The organism is Protofrankia sp. CiP1_Cm_nod4, from assembly GCF_982290645.1.
The window spans coordinates 5,035-21,836 of sequence record NZ_CEVIVC010000009.1; the positions used below are offsets into that span (position 1 = coordinate 5,035).

Sequence of the window (16,802 nt, forward strand, 5' to 3'; positions counted from 1 at the left end):
CGAAGGACGGCCGTGCCGTCCCCGGGCCCGCCGGCGCAACCCGGGACTATTCTGGTACCACCAGGCCAACGGCGGCCCACCTGTCAGGTGGCGCGGCACGACGACGTCATGACCCTCGGCAGACGCTGACAAACCGGTCAACGGCGGCGCAGGGGCCCTGGCCCGGTTCTCCCGATCGGCCTGTCAGCCGCGTTTGGTGCCGTCTTCGGTACCGTGCGTTTGTCTGCACCTCCGTGGCCGACCGGAGACCGTACGGTCGTGGTTTCCGCGTGACCGGCGGCCAGGATCCGCCGGTAACAACCAAAGATCAATAAATCATGGTTTTCGCGCTGCCGTTGACCTGCTGGACGAGCTTCGAGGAGGGGACGGGGCGAAACGCGGTGGATACACCGATAGTCTGCGTGTCTGCGGCACTGTGACGGTGAGCGCAGGGGAGCGGCGCTCGCCGCGATACATGGGCGGAAGAACCATGGCCGCGGAGGGCGAGAGCTCGGACATGCGTGAGGAGCGAGCCATTGGCTGGCCGGGACGTCGACTACGATCGCCCGATTCTGCTGGGCTGCGGGCGATGCGACGTGCAGTGGACGGCGCTGACCGCCGCCCATTGCCCGGGCTGCCACGAGACCTTCGCGGGAGTGGGCACCGGGTTCGACGCCCACCGTGTCGACGGCCGGTGCGTCCCGCCCGAGCAGGTGGGCCTACGCCCTGACGGCGGATACTGGGTGGCCGCCGACGAGCGAGCCCCGGGAAAGATCCTGCGGGCGCCGCACCACTCCAGGATCCGCCAGGCCGGCTGAACGCGGCCAGGCCGGCTGAACGCCGACGCCGGGGGAGCGCCGGCCAGGACGGGAACCGGCGGCCCGGACAGCCCCACATGATCCTGTCGCGTGGCCGGCTGTCACGCGTCGAGCCGTATCCACACCTGGCCGTTGTCCACCCGCAGGGGCAGCCGCGTCAGCTGCGCGCCTGGCGAGTTCAGGCAGGCGCCGGAGCGCGCGTCGTAACAGAATCCGTGCCGCGGACAGGTGAGGGTGTCGGTGGCCGGGTCGAGCTGCGCCACGTTGATCGGCAGGCCCTGGTGGGCGCAGGTGTCGCGGTAGGCGGTGAGCCGGCCGTCGAGACTGATGACCACGATGTCGGCCCTGACGCCGTCGGCCCGCTCGAGGTGCAGCGCCGTGATCGGCCGCCCGCCGAGGTCCGCCGCCGTCCCGACCGCCACCCATCCGTCGTCTCCATCGTCGCGGTTACGCACCGGGCCCAGCGGGATCAGTGTCGGGGGTGGGTCACCCGCGAGCATCACCACGCGCGCGATCGACCCGACCCCGCCGATCAGAGCCTCCTTGACGACCTCACGCAACGTGACTCCGGCCAGCGCGCGGCTGTTGCAGGTGCCGCTGACCCGCAGGAACGCGGTGTCCCCGTCCACCCGGACCAGCTCCGCGTTCCCGCCGTGCGCCCGCAGGTACGGGCGGACCTTCTCCAGCGCGCGCAGCGACTCGGTCACCGGCGTGGGCTGGAGGATCCCGTGCACGGAGAAGAGCAGGCGTACCACGGGATCGTCCGCCAGCTCGAACAGCAGCTCCCGGCCGCGGGGATCCTCGCGCAGCCGGCGGACGATCGCGTTGATCCCGCTGCCGTGCAGGGCCTCGACGGCGTGCCGCAGCTGCTCGGCCCGCAGCCGGGCCGCCGGTTCCAGCTCCCGGACGCCGGCCGCCGCCTCGTCGAGCGCCTCCGAGAGCGCGCCGAAGCCGGGTTCGTTCCACGTCGGCCCGGTCGGCCGGGCGTCACTCATCGCTGGGCTCCTTGTCCGTCTCCCCCGGGTCAGACCGCACCGTTGATCACGAACTTGCTCAGTTCCCGGCCGGTCCGCCCGTCGTAGGCGTGCACGGTGCACACCAGACAGGAGTCGAAGCTGCGGGCCACATGCCCGAGCTCCACCGGGTCCTCGGCGTCGGCGACCGGTGTGCCGACCAGGGCCTGCTCGATCGGGCCGGGCGTCTGCGAGCCGTCCCGGGGGCCGATGTTCCACGCGGTCGGCGTGACCACCTGGTAGTTCGCGATCTTTCCGTCCTCGATGACGATCCAGTCGGCCAGCGACCCGCGGGCGGCCTCGGTGGCCCCGAAACCGCGGCCCTCGGTGGGCTCGGCCGGTCTGGTGTAGAAGCTCTCCCGCAGGTCGAGCTGGTCGAGCCACTGCCGCGTCCACTGGTAGTACTTTGCGGCCTCGTGCATCCGGGCGAGCTGGCGGACCAGCACCGACGGCCCGGCCCGGGCAATGATGTCGGTGAACAGCGGGTCGTAGTCCTGGTGGGCGGCGGCGCCGGGGGCGCCGGCGACTATCCGGCGGGCCAGCGGGCCGGCCTCCATCGGGACGTACCCCTGCCCCGACAGGTGGTAGCGCGGCGCTTTCGCCCAGCTGTACTTGCCCTGCTCACGCCCTCGCTGCGGGTCGAGCGGCCGGGTCTCGCCGTCGAACGGGTGGCGGGCCTGCGTCCCCTCGTAGAAGGAGTGGGTGACGTCCTCGCGGACCCACCTCTGGTCGAAGGTGAGGAACTCGCCGTTGGAACAGACCCCCGAGCGGGCGATCAGGGCGGCGTTGCGTCCCTCGATGGTCGGCTCCGCGTAGAGGTCGGGGTGGAAGTAGGTGCCGGTGGCCAGGTAGTTGCCGATCCCGCCGCCGTAGGTGTCCAGGCCGATGTCACGGCCGTAGCGGATGAAGAAGCCGCAGTCGCTGTCGTGCTGGGAGTCGTTCTCCTCGACCCAGGCGAGCACGTCGTCCCAGGTGCGGTTGGCCAGCCAGCGCTCGACCGAACAGCCGAGCCAGTACTTCTCCAGCCAGTTGTGCTTCCAGTGCTCCAGGATGGCGATCGACCGGGTGACGTCGGAGAGGGTGGGTGCGCCCATGACACCCCCGGGCACCATGAAGCTGGAGTGCGGCCACTGCCCGCCGAGGATCGCGTACACCTCGGTCGGCTTGCCGGACAGGACGACCCCCGGGGCGTAGCTGGTACCGGTGTACGGGGTGAAGCGCCGGACGGCCTCGTCGTAGAGCGGCGAGCGCGCGTACTTCCTGTTCGTCAGGTCGATCGCGAACAGCGCGTAGAAGTAGCGCGGGATGCTCTGCAGCGTCTCGCACGCCTGCGCGATGTTGCGGACCAGCGTGGCGTTGGGCGGTATCCGGGTGCCCCACGCCACGTCCAGGGCGTACGCGGCCTTGTACAGGTGGCTGCCGCCGCAGATGCCGCAGATGCGCGGGGTGACGATCAGGCCGGCCTGGGGGTCCTTGCCCTGAAGGATGATCTCGAAGCCGCGGAACATGGCCGCCTGGGCCCGCGCGGAGGTCACCACGCCATCGCTGACCGTCACCTGGACGTCCAGGTCGCCCTCGACCCGGCCCATCGGGCTGACGTTGAGATCGACGGTGGTCATCGGTGTCCCCTTCTTCCAGTCGGCGGTGTCCATCCGGTGCGGGCGGAGCGGAGCGGGCGGGGCGTCAGACGACGAACGTGTCCTTCTTCGACCAGTCCGGGGCGGCGATCTTCGCGATCGCGGACTGGGCCAGGTAGGTGAGGTGGCGGGTGCCTTCCGGGATCTCCCGGGGGATGACGCCGGCGGCCTTGCGGGTCCGGAAGACCGTCCCCGGCTCAAGGTCGAAGAACGGGAACTCCGGCTCGGTGCACCCGATGCACGGCACACCCGCCCGGGTCTTGGACGACTGGCCGTTCCACAGGATGCGGTTGCACGACGAGTGGGTCATCGGGCCGCGGCAGCCGAGCTCGTAGAACAGGCAGCCGGTGCGGGTGCCCTCCCCGAACGTGGTGGTGGACTGCTTGTACTCGAAGAACTCCGTCCGGGTGCATCCGGTGTGCGTGAAGCTGGTGAAGAACGTCCGCGGCCGCTGGAGCTCGTCCAGGTCGATGTCGGCGGCCCGGCCGGTCGCCAGCGCGACGAGGATCTGGGAGATCCAGTCCGGGTGGGCCGGGCAGCCCGGGATGTTGACGACCGGCAGCCCGCCGCGCGAGCGGAACTCCGCGCCGAGGAAGCCGCCGCGCTCACGCTTGTGGAACTGCAGACCGGTCGAGGACGTCGGGTTGGGCGCCGTCGCCGCGATCCCGCCCCAGCAGGCGCAGTCCCCGACCGCGACCACGGTCCGGGCCGTTCCTGCCAGGTCGATCACCCAGTCCTTCATGGGCCGGTCGGCGAACATGTCGTAGCGGCCGGTGCCCTCGGGCCCCTCGATCACGGAGCCCTCGAACACCAGGACGTCCACCGGCGTCTCGCCGCTGGCGCAGGCCCGCAGCAGCTTGCGCGCGTGAGTCCCCGACTCCAGGGCGAGGGAGGGATGCCAGAGCAGCTCGAGCCCGAAGCTGGTGACGAGGTCGACGACATTCGGCTCGTCGGCGTTCAGGAAGGACATGGTGTTCCCGCCGCACGCCCCTCCGTGCAGCCACAGCACGGACGGCATCGGTCCTCCTCTCGGGTAACCCCGGGCGGGGTTACGTGACCGTTCCCCGGGCGGTCCGGGGACGGGGCCTGCCGTGACCCGAGCCGGCCCGGCCTGGCCCGGCCTGGCCTGGCCTGGCCTGAGCTGGCCTGGCCTGAGCTGGCCTGACCGCTGATCGGGCCAGGCCGGGTCCCGGGCTTGCCGGCCGGTTTCCGGGCTCGCGCTGAGCGGCCCCGAGCGCGGAAGAAAGGCGATCGCGCCACCGCGGCTCCATCGCCATGATCCCATGGCGTCAACGGCCCGCCCTTGCCAGAACCCGGACGTATGACCGCCATCACGTAATGATCATTTATCGGCCACCCGGCGAGCGGGCGGTTGAAGGACCGCGTTTTCGTCTCCGGTCCCCGACCGGAGCGGCGATGTCGATCTCGGCCGATCTCGAGGATTCGGCCGGCCGCGCGCTCGGGTCGCGGGCGGCTCCCCGACATCCCGGACAGCGCCACGAGCCGGGTATCCGCGCGCATAGCCCGATCACGCCTTGATCACATGGGCCCGATGGCGGCGCGCTCCGGGCCTTTCGACGCGCCGTCGCCGGCATGTGAAGCCGCCCGGTGGGCTGTGGGCGTCTGCCCGTATCGGCGTGGGGGCGCTGCCCGCCGTGCCACCGCCGCTGGCTCGGCAGTCAGTTTCTGGACATTTCGTCCATGGTCGTCACCGTGCCCGGTTTGATACCGCGGTGGACACTTCCACCGGCGTCCGGGTGAGCCACCGGAATTCACCCGGGGTGGCGACCATGGCGCGCCGCGTCCCGGGAGGGATGCCGCCGAAGTGGTCGACACGGTATACCGGGCGGACGTTTCGGGTTGTTTTCGACGGACGAACCAGCATATTACCGGCGGCGTTATCGGTGATATTACCGGCGGTCGGTGACGAGCGGGCCTGATCCGGCCCTACTTCCTTCGGAAGAGAAACACCGGCTTTTCACCCTGTGTCATGGCGGGTATGCGCTGCTGTAATCATCGAGGGCGAACACTTGCGATGTCATCATGTCGGTCGACTGTCAGCAGCCAGGAGAAGTGCATTGATTGAAATCTTTTCCGGGCACGTCCCAGAGGCATTTGTATGGACGGTCGCCGAACAGGCTGATTTTTTCGAAAGGTGGTAGAAATGGCTCGCGACACAGCACCGTCCGGTGCTGCCGTGCCGGTTGACGACGGTCTTGTACCGCTGGTGCCCAGGCCCCGGCAGCCAGCGGAAGCGGCTTCGCGCGCGCGCTCCGCCACCGCGGGCAGGGCCGGGGCGGCGGCCAGTGGCCGGACGGGGCGGGTGGCAGGCCTGCTCGTCATCGCGCTCGGCGCGATCTACCTGGCCTGGCGGACGGCGACACTCGGCGGCACCAGCGCGATCGGCTACCTGTTCTATGCCGCTGAGCTGGTCGCCTACCTGGCCGTCGGGTGGACGGCGGTGATGATGGGCCGGCTGCGGCCAGGCGCTGCCCGGCAGGCCCCGCCGCCGGTGGGCACTCTGGACGTGTTCGTGACGGTGTGCGGCGAGCCCGCGGCCATGGTCGAGCGGACCCTGCGTTTCGCCCTCGCCATCGACTATCCGCACCAGACATACGTCCTCAACGACGGCCGTATCGCCGGCCGGCAGGACTGGCGGGAGATCGACGCGCTCGCGTCCCGGCTCGGGGTGCCCTGCTTCACCCGGGTCGACGGTACGCCGGGGAAAGCCGGCAACCTCAACCACGCGCTGGCCCGCACCCGCGGTGACGCGGTTCTCGCCCTCGACGCGGACCATCTGGTGGTCCCGGATCTCGGGGAGCAGGTGGTCGGTTATCTGCGCGATCCGGACGTCGGTTTCGTCTGCACCGCCCAGCGTTTCGACACCGGCCGTCTCGACGTCCTGAACAACACCGATAGCATTTTCTACCGCTCCCTGCAGCCGGCGAAGGACCGGGACAACGCGGCGGTCTCCTGCGGGAACGGGACGCTCTACCGACGGTCCGCGCTTGAATCAGTCGGCGGATTCAGCGAATGGAACATAGTAGAAGACGTCCAGACGTCATACGAACTGCATGCTCATGGCTGGTCCAGCATCTATCATCCCGTCCCGATATCGGTCGGGACGGCGCCGGCGACGGCGGCCGTCTACGCCAAGCAGCGGCTGCGCTGGGCGATGGACAGCACCCGGCTGCTGCTGTTCGACAACCCGCTGGCCAGGCCGGGCCTGACCCGCTGGCAGCGGGCGCACTACCTGCACAGCACCCTCAGCCCGCTGCTGGCGTCCGTTCAGGTGGTCTTCGCGCTGGGGCCGGTGCTGTCCATCGTCTTCCGTTCCCCGCTCGCCTCCACGGGCTCCCAGCGGGCGTATCTGCTGTTCGGGCTGCCCTACTTCGCCAGCACCCTGTTCTTCATCGCCGCGTACGCGGGGACGCGGGCGGCGCCCCGCACGGTGTCGAGCGTGCTGTTCAACTCCCCGATCTACCTGCTCGCGCTCGTGCGCGTCGCGTCCGGATACCGGCCCCGCTCGTCCGGTACGACCGAGAAGGCTTTCCAGCCGAAGGTGTCGCTGCTCCTGCTGCCGCAGGTCCTGCTCGCGGCCGTGCTCGTGTTCTCGGTTGTCTTCTACGCGTTCGACACCCGGGCGGACCGCCAGGTGGGTGCGCTGGCGTGGGCCGGGATCCTGCTCGTGACCCTGGCCGGCCCGCTGTCGTCGGTCAGCGAGCGGCGTGCCGCGGTCGAGCGCTGGCAGGCCCCGATCCGCGGGGCGATCATCCTTGCCGTCGCCTTCCTGTCAGCCTGGACGTTCGCCCACTGACCGGACACTCGCCCACGGGCCGGGCGCGCGCCCGCTGACCAGAGGAGGCCGCGCGTCCTCATCCTGATGGCGCTCCGGTCACCGCAACGAGGGAACACGTGGCTGTCACAGCAGCCAGGTGTTCCCTCGTTGTCATGATCCGGGGCTTCCGGGGGCGCTGGGTCAGCCGGTCGGGAGGGTCTCGCAGGGGATGTTGAGGTCGTCGCGTACCGCTGGGGCCAGGGTGTCGCAGCCGACACCGGCCGTTCCCAGCTCGGTCAGGGCCCAGCGGGAGCCCGGGGGAGCGCTGTGGCGCAGCAGGGCGGTGGCGGGGTCGGTCTCACCGCCGGTCGGTATGACACGGGCGGTCGCGACGGCCGGATCGACCGTGGACACGTGGACGTCGGTCACCTCGACGTTTCCCGGCGGGACCTCGCCCAGCAGCGGGCTGCTGCGCACCGCCTGTGCGATCTGCTCGTCCACGGACGAGCCGTCCCGCTGAACCGCTGTGATCGCGGCAGGCTGCCGCGCCGGCCCGGCGGCCACCGGACCCGTGGCCCCCGTGGCCGTCTGCTCGGTGGCCCCGCCCGCGGTCCCCGGGCCGGCCACCGGGCTCGTGACGGCGGGGCCGGCGGCGGCCGGCGCGTCGGACAGCGTCGATGCCGAACCCGCCAGCACGTCGGAGGGCATGGCGATGACAGCCGCCACCGTGGTCGCGGCGAACAGAAGCTGCGGAATGCTCGGACGCGCGACACGCGCCGCGTGAGCGGCTGGACGCGCCCCCGGCGCAGGACAGGTGACGCTCCGAGAACACGGTGTTGCCGGACCCCTCCGGTGTCGAACCATGGAACACCTCTACCCGACCCGGAGCATTCGATGCATGTAACACATCTGACACTCCTCTGTCGACCGATCGAAAAGAGCCCCCGAACAGCCGAGACATGATCCTCTCTTTGGCCTGGGAGATATCACGACGGCGTGCGTCGGGTTACCGTGGAGCTTGCCGATGTGAGCCTGGGCACATCGGAAGTTGGAATGTTGTGATTGGAATGTTGTGAGTCGCATGGGCCACGAGGAAGGTGAGCCCATGCCGGAGCCAGTGATCGACGTGGTGTACGAGACCACGGACGCGGAGGACGAGTACGACCGTCAGTGCCTGGACACGGCGCTTGCCGAAGGCGGCGAGCCCGTGCCTCTGGACGAAGCCATGGCGGAACTGGGCTTCACCTGGGATGACCTGACGGGCTGACCCCCTGCGGGGGCGCGGCAAGATGGTCATTGCGACCGAGTCTGCCCTGTATGTGGTGACGATCAGGCAGTCAGCGCTGCGCGCGGTGGGCAAGCTCCCTCGGGAGATACAGACGCACCTGTCCGCTCGATGATCTCTTCTCTGGTAAGAGCGATCATTTCGGCGGGCGGGTGCCTCACCTTCTCCAAACCAAAACGCGACTACGTTCCGTCACCACGGGTCGTCACGCACGGCTGCTGACCGGATACGCCCTCCAGTCAACTGCGGAGAGGCGGTTTTTGTGGGGCTTCAGCTTGACGTTGGCATGGCGGGTTCCGGTCAGCGCAGGAGCAGGGTTGTGCCGTGGAGCAGGCACAGGGTGTTGGCCAGGGCGAAGGCGGCGACCCAGAGGCCGCCGGGGATGCCGGTGAGCTCGGCCATGGCGTCCGCGTCCGAGGAGGACGGGCCCTTTCTGCGGTGCCGGTGCAGGTCGAGGACGGAGCGGGGGCCGGACAGCAGCAGGAACCAGGTGAGGAAGCAGGCCAGCGCGCTCTGCGTGCCCGTGTCGGCCGAACGCAGCGCCAGTACGACCGCTCCGGCGGCCGCGACGATGATCGCGATCCCGAACGCGTTGCGGACGACGAGGAAGAGCGCGGCCAGCGCCATGACGGCGAGCAGCAGCGTCGCCGTGACGTGCCCGGCACGCAGCAGGGCCGCCGCGCCCAGGCCGAGCAGCGACGGCGCGGTGTAACCGGCCGCTGAGACGAGGAACTCGGTTGTCCGGTTCGGTCGTCCGTACGAGCCGGTGAGGCCGGAGGTGTCCGAGAACAGCCACACGCCGACGACCCAGTATCCGAGCAGGTAGGCGACGAGCGCGTGGCCGCCCTCGTGCGCGATGGTGTCGAGGTGGCCGCTGTTGCGCCAGGTCCGTCGGGGTACGACGGCCGCGAGCGCGACCAGGCCGGTCAGCATGACGATCCACTGTGGCGCGGCCACGCCGTCCACCACGTTGATCGCTGTTTCGCTGGCCGCGGTCATGGGCGTGCTCGTGCCACCGGTACCGATGCTCATGACGCCCCCCCGACGCGACGATCGAGCCCCTGTGGGGCATGGCCTCCGCAGGCCGCCCTCTCGCAGGCTGGCCCGAGTGGATCATTGTTGGAACGTTGCTCTTTTGGGCTTCCTGTTCGTTTATCACACAAGAAACTCTTAAAAAGAGCAACAGAATATCTACCAAGCGACTATCGGTTGTCATGATTTAGATCATGGCGAGGCAGGGAAGCGGGTTACGGCCGTACTGGGGCGGGCGGCATGCCGCCGGCATAGCTGTCCGGAAGGCTGGTGGCCGCCCGGAGGGCTGGCGGGCAGCGCGGCGACGGTGTTCTTTTCATGCCGCTGTGGGGCGGGATCCCGGCGGCGTCCCCGCGGCGCGGGGAGAGACGTTCGGGGAGAGCCGCCCGTAGCCGGGCCGATGGGCAGATCTACAAGGAAGTCCCCAGGTTCCTGAAAGCTTTCCCTCAGGCGTGACAGCGACGGTGTGTGTATGACACGTGTGTGGTTGAGCCTGGGGCTTCCCGCGGACCCGGGCCTGATCGCGGAAGCGCTCGGGCCCGATTATGATGTTCTTCCTCCGTCGAGCGAGCCGCCGTTCGAGCCGCCGTTCGAGCCGCCGTTCGAACCGCCGTTCGAACCGCAGCCGGCCGCCGCGGACAGGCCGGCCACCGTGGCTGGCGACGGGTCGTCCCGCCCACAGCCACCGAACGTGACGATCCGGACGATCCTGGTCGTGACGATGTACGACCGGGAACTGCTGCCGATCCTCGCGACCAGGCCGAGTGACACCGCCGTAGTGGTGGTCACGCCACCCGGTGTCGACGTCTCGGCGGACTTCGGGGCGCAGGTGCGAGCCGACGTGATCGGTCCCGCGACCTCGGTGGCGGACGTGGTCGCGCTGATCCACGCCGCGCCGTCGGAGGTGCCCGTATCCGCCGCGCTGGCCGGGCCGTGGTGGGTCGGGCCGGGCCAGCCGGGCGTGCCCGCCGCCGGCATCCCTGGCGCCCCGGGAGGCCCGGGAGGCCCGGAAGGCCCGGAAGGCCCGGAAGGCCCGGGAGATCCGGGAGGCCCGGAAGATCCGGGAGGCTCGGAAGTCCCCGATTACCCCACTGTCGTCGCCGATGCCGCCGCCGGAGCGGAGGGCCGGTCACCGGGTGGAGCCGGCGGTTCCCGCCGGCGGCGCAACGGGCTGATCGCGGCCGCCGCGGTGCTCGTCGTGGTCCTGGGCACCGGCGCCGCCGTGCTGGCCGCCGGTACGGGGATGGACGGTGGCCAGAACGCGGACCGTTCCCTCGCCGCGGGCGGCTTCCCCGGCGACGGCACGGGCTACGGCCGGTTCCACGGAGGCGGCTATTTCCCTTTCCCTCCTGGCAGATACGGTGAGGGATATCCACGCTACGGGGGGTTCCCGGATGGCGGCGAGCGTGGGCAAGGCCGTCCCAGGCTGGCGATCGACGGGGAAGCTCTCCAGGAATGCCTGCGGAGCAAGGGCGTCACCGTCGACGACGGCACCCCCATACGTCCGGATCTGACGGACTCCAAGACCCGTGAGGCCTTCCGGGAGTGCGTCGCGCAGCTTCGCCGCGATTCCGGTCTGCCCGGCGGCGGGCCTGGCGGGCGGATCCAGTGGATCCAGCGGATCCGGCAGTAACACCTCCGCGAGCAACACCGCCACCAGCCTGAACGCTTCCGCCAGTCTGATCACACGATGAGCGCGGGCGTCGGCGGCCTCGACTGGAGCACGGTCGGCACCAGCCTCGAGCCCGCCGAGCCGGTGACCCCGCCGCGGCGGGCGCCGCAACGGGCAGCGGGCCGGTCGCCGGTACGGCTGCCCCGGCCACTGCGGGGGCACGCGGCCGACCCGTGGTGGGCACGCCCGGCGCTGCTCGTCCTGCTGGCCGCGGCCGCTGTCGGTTATCTGTGGGAGCTGGGTGCCTCCCGGTACGCCAACAGCTTCTACGCGGCGGCGGTCCAGGCCGGCACACAGAGCTGGAAGGCATGGTTCTTCGGGTCGTTCGACGCGTCGAATTTCATCACTGTCGACAAGCCGCCGGCGTCGCTGTGGGTGATGGGGCTGTCCGGGCGGCTCTTCGGTTTCAGCAGCTGGAGCATGCTTGTCCCGAACGCGCTCGAGGGCGTGGCCGCTGTCGGCGTCCTGTACCTGGCGGTTCGTCGCTGGGCCGGGCCGCGGGCCGGGCTGCTCGCCGCCGCCGTTCTCGCCCTGACGCCCGTCGCTGTGCTGATGTTCAGATTCAACAATCCGGACGCGCTGCTGGTGCTGCTGCTCGTCGTCGCGGCCTATTGCGTGGTGCGCGCGACCGAGGACGGCGGTTTCCGCTGGATGGCGCTGGCCGGGGTGGCGGTCGGGTTCGCCTTTCTGACGAAGATGATGCAGGCGTTCCTGCCCGTCCCGGCGTTCGCGCTGGTGTATCTGGTGGCCGCGCCCACATCCGTCGGCCGGCGGCTGCTCGGCCTGCTGACCGGCGCGGCCGCGATCGTCGTCTCCGCCGGCTGGTACGTGGCGGCGGTCGAGCTGTGGCCGAAGAACTCCCGGCCCTATATCGGCGGGTCGACCAACAACAGCATTCTCGAGCTCACCTTCGGCTACAACGGCCTTGGCCGTATTTTCGGTGGTGACGGGAATCCCGGCGGGGGCGCCGGCCGGGGCGTGTTCGCCGGCCTGCCCCAGGGGGATCTGCCAGCCGGAGCCGCCGCGTACCTGAACCGGATGACGTCTCCTGGCGGGGCAGGTGGCCCGGGCGGTGACGTGTTCTTCGGCGGTGGTGGCCCCGGCGGCGGGATGTTCGGCGGTGCCACCGGCTGGAACCGGCTGTTCAGCGGCGAGATGGCCACCCAGATCTCCTGGCTGTTGCCAGCGGCGTTGACAGCGCTGGTGGGCGGTCTGTGGGTGACCCGTCGGGCCGCGCGCACGGATCGCGTCCGCGCCGGCCTGCTGTTGTGGGGCGGCTGGACGCTCGTCACCGTCGGCGTGTTCAGCTATATGAGCGGCATCATCCATCCCTACTACACGATCGCGGTCGCGCCGGGGATCGGCGGACTGATCGCTTTCGGCGGGACGGCCTTGTGGCGGGCCAGGAATTCCTGGATTTCCCGGATATTGATGGCGGCGGCGGTCGGGGCCACCGGCGGCTGGTCGTTCGTGCTGTTGAACCGCACCCCCGACTGGTATCCGGCCCTGCGGTTCGTCGTCGTCGCGGCCGCCGCCGTCGGCGCCCTCGCCCTGCTGGTCGGCCGCCGGCCGCTCACCGGCACCCTGAGCGGCACCCTGAGCGGCACCCTGAGCGGCACCGTGGTGGGTGCGGCGGCGGTCGCCCTCGCGCTGGGAGCGCCGTCGGCCGCCTATGCCGTCGAGACCGCGTCGACCCCCCATTCCGGGTCGATCCCCAGCGCCGGCCCGGCGCTGGCCGGCGGCGGCTTTCCCGGCGGGATGGCCCGCCAGTTCTTCGGGCCGGCCGGCGGCGCGGCAAACGACGCGATGGATGGCGCGACGGACGGCCGGCCGCGTGATGGTGCTTCCAGCGGTTCTGGTGGTGGCCCCGGCGGTGGTTTCGACGGCGGTGGTTTCGACGGCGGTGCGGCCGCCGGCTCCGAAATCGTCCAGCTGCTCAGGGATGGCCAGGCCGGCCATCGCTGGGCTGCCGCGACGTCCGGATCCCAGACCGCAGGTGTGCTCGAGCTGGCCAGTGGTACGGCCATCATGGCGATGGGCGGATTCAACGGCGGCGACCCGGCGCCCACCCTGGACCAGTTCAAACAGTATGTCGCGGCTGGTGACATCCACTACTACCTCGCGGGCGGCGGGGCTGGCCGGTCAGCCGCGCCGGGCGCGTCCGCGGGCGCCGCATCCGCCGCGGGTGGCTCCGGCGACGGCGGGCCCGGCGGCTCCGGCGGCTCCGGCGGGCCGGGCGGAGCGGGCGGAGCGGGCGGATTCGCCGGGCCCGGTGGCTTCGGCGGTCCCGGCCGGGGATTCGGGGAGATCACGTCCTGGGTGGAAGGCAGCTTCACCGCGCGGACCGTGGGCGGGCAGACCGTCTACGACCTGACACGGCCGACGTCCTGACCGTGCCACGGCGTCCTGGCCGTGGTGCACGGCGTCCTGACCGCGATGGTAGTAGCGTTCGGTATCTGTCTGGATGCTGTGCGACGGGCTGTCGTCCGGCTGCCCCACCACGTGCTGGTCAGCCGGACGACAGTCCGCTGTTCGACACCCCGCCGGGGTGGTTGTTGGCGCGCGGTCGACCTGCCCATCCGGCCCCGGATGAGTGACGATGAGGCTATGAGCAGGCGTGTATCAGCGCGGCGGCGGCAGACGTGATGCTGCCAGGCCGCGCCGGAGGTGGGACGACGGCACAGTCACTGGAGCCGTTGGACGTGGGCGATCCGGCGTCCGTCGGCAGATACGTGCTGGACTTTCGTCTGGGTAGCGGCGGTATGGGCACCGTCTATCTGGGACGGGACACCCTCGGCCGCCCGGTCGCGGTCAAGGTGATCCGTTCGGATCTCGCGGCCGAGCCGGATTTCCGGGAGCGCTTCCGGCACGAGGTGGTGGCGGCGCGGCGGGTCTCGCCGTTCTGCACCGCCTCGGTGCTCGACGCCGACCCGGACGCGAGCCGGCCCTACCTGGTCACCGAGTACATCGAGGGACCGCGGCTGGACCGCGTGGTCATGGAGGACGGCCCGCTGCCCCCGTCGACCCTGATCGGGACCGCGATCGGCGTGGCCACCGCGCTCACGGCCATCCACCGCGCGGGGATCGTCCACCGCGACCTCAAGCCGGCCAACGTCATCATGTCGCTGTCCGGGCCACGGGTGATCGACTTTGGTATCGCCAAGCCCGCGGGCGTGGTACGGCACGACCTGGACCGCGGTCTGATCTTCGGGACGTCCGGCTGGATGGCGCCGGAGCAGATCCTCGACCACCCGGTCGGCCCGCCCGCGGACGTCTTCACCTGGGGCCTGCTGGTCGCCTATGCCGGCACCGGCCGGCACCCGTTCGTCGAGCCGGGGCGGTTCGGGCCACAGGCCGACGCCGACCTGGGCGCGCGCATCGTCGGCGAGCCGCCGGACCTCGCCGGGCTCGCCGAGCCGCTGCGCCGGATCGTCGAGACCGCGCTGACCAAGGATCCGCGTTCCCGCCCGGCCGCGCGTGACCTGCTGCTCCGCCTGGTCGACGGCAACGCCGACGTGAACGCGTCCACGCCGATCGACCAGGTGCTCGGCTGGACGCAGCAGATGGCGGCGGTCCCGCCGCCGACCCGGGTCGGTCCGTCGGCCTTCCCCGCCGGTTACACGGCCGACCAGCCGGCCGGGTTCGACCAGCCGGCGCAGGCCGGCGGCCCGGCGCGGTTCGGCCAGCCCAACCCGCCCAACCAGTTCGGCACGCCCAACCAGTTCGGCACGCCCGGCCAGTTCGGCCAGCCGGCCGGCGCGCCGCCGCGCTGGTATCCGCCCGCGCCGCCGCCAGCACGCCGGCGGTCCCGCCGGTGGTGGCTGCTCGTCCCCCTGCTGGCCCTGTTGCTGCTGGTCGGCTGGGTCGTTCTGGACAGCCTCGGCGGGAGCGGGAACGACCCGGGCGGGCTGGGCGGCACCAGGCCCACCAGCCCGGCGGCCACGTCATCGGCATCGCCGGCACCCGCGGCGGGCATCGGTGTCCCCGTCCGGGACGGGCAGCTCCAGTTCACCGTGACGAACGTCCAGTGCGGTGTCGACGAGCTGAAGGCCGGATTCTTCCCCCGGCATCCGGACGGCCAGTATTGCCTGGCCAATGTGACCGTCAGCAACATCGGCGGTTCGGACCGGACCCTGACGCTGGCCTCGCAGAGCCTGTACGACACCACTGGCGCCAGGCACGGCTCCGACCAGCTGCTGTCCCGGGCGGCCTTCTCCAACTCGCTCTGGGGCAACATCTCCGAGGGGGAGAAGGTCACTGGCACCCTCGTCTTCGACATTCCCATCGATGCCACGCCTGATCACCTGGAGCTCCACGACGGCCCGTTCAGCGAAGGTGTGACCGTCCCACTGCGATGAGCGGCTCCGGCGACGACAGCCGCCCGGCGGCGGCCGGTCCCGTCGCGGTCGTGATCGTTCTTCGTGGCCGAAGGGACGCCAGCCGCCCGCGCGGTCCCGGCCCCGCACGGCATCCGCGGTGGGCACGGTGCCTGGCGGCTCTCCGCCGTGTGCCGTTTCCGTTGCGCTGCTTCTGTGTGTCGTTCCCGTTGCGTTGCTTCGCGGGCCGCCAGCGCGGGTGCATGCCCGGCGTCACACTGGGACTGGCGGGCCAGGGCGGGACTCGGGCCGAGGCCCGCCGCGGACACGACCGGAGGAGGCCGTCATGACGCACCTGACAACCTGGCCCGCTGACGACCCGGGCCGCGTGCTGCGCGACACCGACCGGCCGGACGAGACCGCCGCCGCCCTCGCGCCGGTCGGCGTCCGGTTCGACCAGTGGACGCTTGCGGACCTCCCGTCCGACGCCGGCCAGGACGCGGTGCTCGCCGCCTACCGGGAACAGGTGGACAAGGTCGTCGCCGACGAGGGATTCGTCCTCGTGGACGTGGTGGCGCTGCATCCGGCCGAGGCGCCCGGCTGGCCGGCCACGGCCGCCGCCACGCGGGCGAAGTTCCTCGCCGAACACACCCACGCGGACGCCGAGGTGCGCTTCTTCGCCGCCGGCGCCGGCGTCTTCTACCTGCACATCGGTGACGAGGTCCACGCGGTGCTCTGCGAGGCCGGCGACCTGCTGTCGGTGCCGGCGGGTACCACGCACTGGTTCGACATGGGCAGCAGCCCGTCGTTCACCGCGGTCCGTTTCTTCCACGACGCCGACGGCTGGGTCGGTGACTTCACCGGCAGCGACATCGCGTCCCGCTTCCCCGACTTCGACGCGCTGTACGCCGTGGCCGCCGCCGCCCGGTGACCGCCGCCGTCACGGTCACCGCCGAGGCGGTCGTCGTCGACATCGAGGGGACGACCAGCGCGACATCCTTCGTCGTCGACGTCCTCTACCCGTACTCGCGGGCACGGCTGCGCGCGTGGATCGACAGCCACCAGCGGCATCCGGACACCAGCCGGGCGCTCGCGCAGGTCCGCGGGCTGATCGGTGAGCCGGCGGCGGACACCGCCCGGATCGTCACCGCGCTCGATGCCTGGCTGGACGCGGACGAGAAGATCACTCCGCTCAAGACCCTGCAGGGGCTGATCTGGGACGCCGGTTTCGCCGCGGGCGAGCTGACCTCCCACCTGTTCCCGGAGGTGGCC

Annotated in this window: 12 protein-coding genes and 1 pseudogene; 8 read left to right on the top strand and 5 right to left on the bottom strand. The window is 71.0% G+C overall.

What is annotated here, in order from left to right:
- Positions 1 to 515 precede the first annotated feature (515 nt).
- A complete protein-coding gene (locus AC5LSR_RS03555) occupies positions 516 to 797 on the top strand; it encodes an FDXHR family putative zinc-binding protein (RefSeq protein ID WP_250286054.1) in 282 nt (93 codons plus the stop codon).
- Positions 798 to 898: 101 nt separating this feature from the next.
- On the opposite strand, the gene AC5LSR_RS03560 is transcribed toward AC5LSR_RS03555, so the two are convergent.
- The 3 genes from AC5LSR_RS03560 to AC5LSR_RS03570 form a co-directional block, all read right to left on the bottom strand.
- A complete protein-coding gene (locus tag AC5LSR_RS03560) occupies positions 899 to 1,792 on the bottom strand; it encodes a NifU family protein (protein WP_250286055.1) in 894 nt (297 codons plus the stop codon).
- 29 nt (positions 1,793 to 1,821) lie between these two features.
- The gene (locus AC5LSR_RS03565; RefSeq protein ID WP_250286056.1) at positions 1,822 to 3,429 is read right to left on the bottom strand and encodes a nickel-dependent hydrogenase large subunit; all 1,608 of its coding nucleotides are present in this window, start codon (positions 3,427 to 3,429) and stop codon (positions 1,822 to 1,824) included.
- A gap of 64 nt (positions 3,430 to 3,493) precedes the next feature.
- Entirely contained in the window at positions 3,494 to 4,465 is a 972-nt protein-coding gene (locus AC5LSR_RS03570; RefSeq protein WP_250286057.1) for an NADH-quinone oxidoreductase subunit B family protein, read from the bottom strand.
- 1,146 nt (positions 4,466 to 5,611) lie between these two features.
- On the opposite strand from AC5LSR_RS03570, the gene AC5LSR_RS03575 reads away from it, so the two are divergent.
- Complete coding sequence (locus AC5LSR_RS03575; RefSeq protein WP_250286058.1) at positions 5,612 to 7,264, top strand: glycosyltransferase family 2 protein; 1,653 nt, start codon at positions 5,612 to 5,614, stop codon at positions 7,262 to 7,264.
- Positions 7,265 to 7,426: 162 nt separating this feature from the next.
- Here AC5LSR_RS03575 and AC5LSR_RS03580 read toward each other — a convergent pair whose 3' ends face one another.
- Entirely contained in the window at positions 7,427 to 7,933 is a 507-nt protein-coding gene (locus AC5LSR_RS03580) for a hypothetical protein (protein ID WP_493465382.1), read from the bottom strand.
- A 397-nt stretch (positions 7,934 to 8,330) separates the two neighbouring features.
- On the opposite strand from AC5LSR_RS03580, the gene AC5LSR_RS03585 reads away from it, so the two are divergent.
- The gene (locus tag AC5LSR_RS03585; protein WP_250289719.1) at positions 8,331 to 8,492 is read left to right on the top strand and encodes a hypothetical protein; all 162 of its coding nucleotides are present in this window, start codon (positions 8,331 to 8,333) and stop codon (positions 8,490 to 8,492) included.
- A gap of 318 nt (positions 8,493 to 8,810) precedes the next feature.
- On the opposite strand, the gene AC5LSR_RS03590 is transcribed toward AC5LSR_RS03585, so the two are convergent.
- Complete coding sequence (locus tag AC5LSR_RS03590) at positions 8,811 to 9,542, bottom strand: M50 family metallopeptidase (protein WP_250286986.1); 732 nt, start codon at positions 9,540 to 9,542, stop codon at positions 8,811 to 8,813.
- Between the two features lie 472 nt (positions 9,543 to 10,014).
- Here AC5LSR_RS03590 and AC5LSR_RS03595 point away from each other — a divergent pair, with 472 nt between their 5' ends.
- The 5 genes and pseudogenes from AC5LSR_RS03595 to AC5LSR_RS03615 all read left to right on the top strand — a co-directional run.
- Complete coding sequence (locus AC5LSR_RS03595) at positions 10,015 to 11,175, top strand: hypothetical protein (protein ID WP_493468135.1); 1,161 nt, start codon at positions 10,015 to 10,017, stop codon at positions 11,173 to 11,175.
- A gap of 57 nt (positions 11,176 to 11,232) precedes the next feature.
- Positions 11,233 to 13,605, top strand: a complete 2,373-nt coding sequence (locus AC5LSR_RS03600; protein ID WP_493468136.1) for an ArnT family glycosyltransferase — start codon at positions 11,233 to 11,235, stop codon at positions 13,603 to 13,605.
- Between the two features lie 341 nt (positions 13,606 to 13,946).
- Positions 13,947 to 15,572 (top strand): protein kinase domain-containing protein, encoded by a 1,626-nt coding sequence (locus AC5LSR_RS03605; protein ID WP_493468137.1) that lies wholly within the window; start codon positions 13,947 to 13,949, stop codon positions 15,570 to 15,572.
- Between the two features lie 304 nt (positions 15,573 to 15,876).
- A complete protein-coding gene (locus tag AC5LSR_RS03610) occupies positions 15,877 to 16,461 on the top strand; it encodes a 1,2-dihydroxy-3-keto-5-methylthiopentene dioxygenase (protein ID WP_250287374.1) in 585 nt (194 codons plus the stop codon).
- A pseudogene (locus AC5LSR_RS03615) lies at positions 16,458 to 16,802 on the top strand (acireductone synthase); the annotation flags it as partial. The gene AC5LSR_RS03610 and the pseudogene AC5LSR_RS03615, both read left to right, overlap by 4 nt.

What these genes read in the sequence shown, in the direction of transcription:
- AC5LSR_RS03610 (WP_250287374.1), top strand. Translation starts at nt 15,877, where the DNA reads ATGACGCACCTGACAACCTGGCCCGCTGACGACCCGGGCCGCGTGCTG.
- AC5LSR_RS03570 (WP_250286057.1), bottom strand. Translation starts at nt 4,465, where the DNA reads ATGCCGTCCGTGCTGTGGCTGCACGGAGGGGCGTGCGGCGGGAACACC.
- AC5LSR_RS03560 (WP_250286055.1), bottom strand. Translation starts at nt 1,792, where the DNA reads ATGAGTGACGCCCGGCCGACCGGGCCGACGTGGAACGAACCCGGCTTC.
- AC5LSR_RS03590 (WP_250286986.1), bottom strand. Translation starts at nt 9,542, where the DNA reads ATGAGCATCGGTACCGGTGGCACGAGCACGCCCATGACCGCGGCCAGC.
- AC5LSR_RS03575 (WP_250286058.1), top strand. Translation starts at nt 5,612, where the DNA reads ATGGCTCGCGACACAGCACCGTCCGGTGCTGCCGTGCCGGTTGACGAC.
- AC5LSR_RS03595 (WP_493468135.1), top strand. Translation starts at nt 10,015, where the DNA reads ATGACACGTGTGTGGTTGAGCCTGGGGCTTCCCGCGGACCCGGGCCTG.
- AC5LSR_RS03585 (WP_250289719.1), top strand. Translation starts at nt 8,331, where the DNA reads ATGCCGGAGCCAGTGATCGACGTGGTGTACGAGACCACGGACGCGGAG.
- AC5LSR_RS03580 (WP_493465382.1), bottom strand. Translation starts at nt 7,933, where the DNA reads ATGCCCTCCGACGTGCTGGCGGGTTCGGCATCGACGCTGTCCGACGCG.
- AC5LSR_RS03600 (WP_493468136.1), top strand. Translation starts at nt 11,233, where the DNA reads ATGAGCGCGGGCGTCGGCGGCCTCGACTGGAGCACGGTCGGCACCAGC.
- AC5LSR_RS03565 (WP_250286056.1), bottom strand. Translation starts at nt 3,429, where the DNA reads ATGACCACCGTCGATCTCAACGTCAGCCCGATGGGCCGGGTCGAGGGC.